This is a genomic window from Paenibacillus sp. P4_E11, from assembly GCF_056401635.1.
The window spans coordinates 1-2,774 of sequence record NZ_JBFUIX010000309.1 but is presented as its reverse complement, the minus strand read 5'-3'; the positions used below and the strand labels follow the sequence as shown (position 1 = coordinate 2,774).

Here is a 2,774-nt window from a genome sequence, read left to right as displayed (position 1 = left end):
GCAGTAGGGGTGAATCCCGAAACGAACAAAATCTATGTCACCAATCAGAGTTCAAATAACGTGACCGTCATTGACGGCGTGAACAACACCACGACGACGGTAGCCGTGGGAACTAAACCTATAGCAGTAGGGGTGAATCCCAAAACGAACAAAATCTATGTCGCCAATAATGTTTCGAACGACGTGACCGTCATTGACGGCGCGAACAACACGACGAGGATGGTTTCTACGGGAACCTGGCCATTAGCAGTAGGGGTGAATCCCGAAACGAACAAAATCTATGTCGCCAATAACGGTAGAAACAACGTGACCATCATTGACGGCGCGGACAACACGACGACGGAGGTAGCTGCGGGAATTGGGCCTTATGCAGTAGGGGTGAATCCCAAAACGAACAAAATCTATGTCGCCAATTACCATTCAGCCAACATGAGCGTCATTGACGGCGCGAACAATAGCACGATCAGCCCCCTGATCGCAAGCTTTGATAAGAAAGAGTCCGCTCAGTTAGACGTGACGACAACGATGACATTGAATGGAAATACACTAACGGGTATCGCGAAAGGCATAACCCCGCTAACGCTAGGAACGGATTATACCGTTACAGGCAACACGGTAACCATTCTGAAAGCGTACTTGGCGAGTCAGGTAGTGGGCACGACAAACTTGACGTTCACGTTCAGCGGAGGAGCAACGCAGACGCTTGCGATCACGGTAAATAATACGACGATCGTGGACGCCGACTTGAGCAGCATAGTGCTGTCAGGCTCCTCATCTTGGACTCCGACTTTTGCATCGAACACGACAGGTTATTTAGTATCTGTAGCGTACAACGTGGAAAGTCTGACGTTAACACCGACTGTAGCGGACGTTAAATCGACGGTAAAGGTGAATGGCACGGCAGTTATAAGCGGGAATGCATCTAACGCGATTATGCTGGGCGTGGGCAAGACAGAGATTAACGTGGAAGTCACAGCTAAGGACGGAGTAACGAAGAAGACGTATACGTTATACGTGATGAGAGCAGCGGCCAGCGCGAACGCTGACTTGAGAAACATGGAGCTGTGGGACCTATCAATGAAGGTCGCACCCTTGAATCCGACGTTTGCATCGGGGACGATCAGTTACACAGCGAGCGTAGCGAACGAAGTGGAGTATCTAATGTTATTACCTTATGTGGACTTTGGAGCGACGGTAAAGGTGAACGGTACGGAAGTTAAAAGTGGTTCTCAATCTAGCCCGATTGCGCTGGTCGTGGGCAACACAGAGATTAAGGTGGAAGCCACGGCAGAAGACGGCGTCACAAAGAAGACGTATACGGTAACGGTGACAAGAGCAGCAGCCCCACTGAGCGCGAACGCCGACTTGAGCAACATGGTGCTATCGGGCGGCACAACCTTGGATCCGACGTTTGCGTTGGACACGATCAGTTATACAGCAAGCGTAGCAAATAAAGTGGAAAGTCTGACGTTAACACCGACTGTAGAGGACGCTAAAGCGATGGTAAAGGTGAACGGTACGGAAGTTACAAGTGGTGATGCATCTAGCGCGATTGCGCTGGGCATGGGCAACACAGAGATTAAGGTGGAAGTCACAGCAGAGGACGGCGTAACGAAGAAGTCGTATACGGTAAACGTATTACGAGCATCGGCACTACTAAGCACGAACGCAGACTTGAGCAACATGGTGTTATCAGACGGCCCAGTCTGGGACTCGACGTTTGCGTCGGACACGATCAGTTATACAGCAAGCGTAGCTGCCATAGTGGGAAGTCTGACGTTAGCACCGACTGTAGCGGACGTTAGAGCGACGGTAAAGGTGAATGGCACGGCAGTCATAAGCGGGAATGCATCTAACGCGATTACGCTGAATCTGGGCAACAACGCGATTAAGGTGGAAGTCACGGCAGAGGATGGCGCAACGAAGAAGATCTATACGGTAAACGTAATACGAGTATCGCCACTACTGGGCACGGACGCCGACTTGTACATGTTGGGATCATCTGCCTTCTTGAGCCCGATGTTTGAGTGGGACACGATCAGTTACACAGCGAGTGTAGCGTACAATGAGGATATTCTGACGTTAACACCGTATGCATTTGACCCTGCAGCGACGATAAAGGTGAACGGCACTGTAGTCAAAAGCGGGAATGCATCTAAAGCGATTGCTCTGGGCGTGGGCAACAACGCGATTAAGGTGGAAATCACGGCAGAGGACGGCGTAACGAAGAAGACGTACACGGTAAACGTGACAAGAGCAGCAGCCCCACTGAGCCCGAACGCTGACTTGAGCAACGTGGTGTTGTCGGGTGGTGCAACTTTGAACCCGACGTTCGCGTCGGGCACGGTCAGCTATACAGCAAGCGTAGCGAATCAAGTGGAAAGTCTGACGCTAACACCGACTGTAGCTGACGTTAAAGCGACGGTAAAGGTGAATGGCACGGCAGTGACAAGTGGGAACGCATCTAGCGCGATTGCGCTGGGCGTGGGCAACACCGCGATTAAAGTGGAAGCCACGGCAGAAGATGGCGTCACAAAGAAGACGTATACGGTAACGGTGACAAGAGCAGTGGCACCACCACTGAGCCCGAACGCAGACTTGAGCAACGTGGTGCTGTCGGGCGGCGCAACCTTGAATCCGACGTTCGCGTCGGGCACGGTCAGCTATACAGCAAGCGTAGCGAATCAAGTGGAAAGTCTGACGTTAACGCCGACTGTAGCGGACGTTAAAKCGACGGTAAAGGTGAATGGCACGGCAGTGACAAGTGGGAACGC

The 2,774-nt window shown here is 51.8% G+C and carries 1 protein-coding gene; it reads left to right on the top strand.

Features of this window, described 5'->3' with window-relative positions:
- On the top strand, positions 1–2,774 hold a 2,774-nt coding region (locus AC1DWB_RS33270), incomplete at both ends, for a cadherin-like beta sandwich domain-containing protein (protein WP_477545370.1).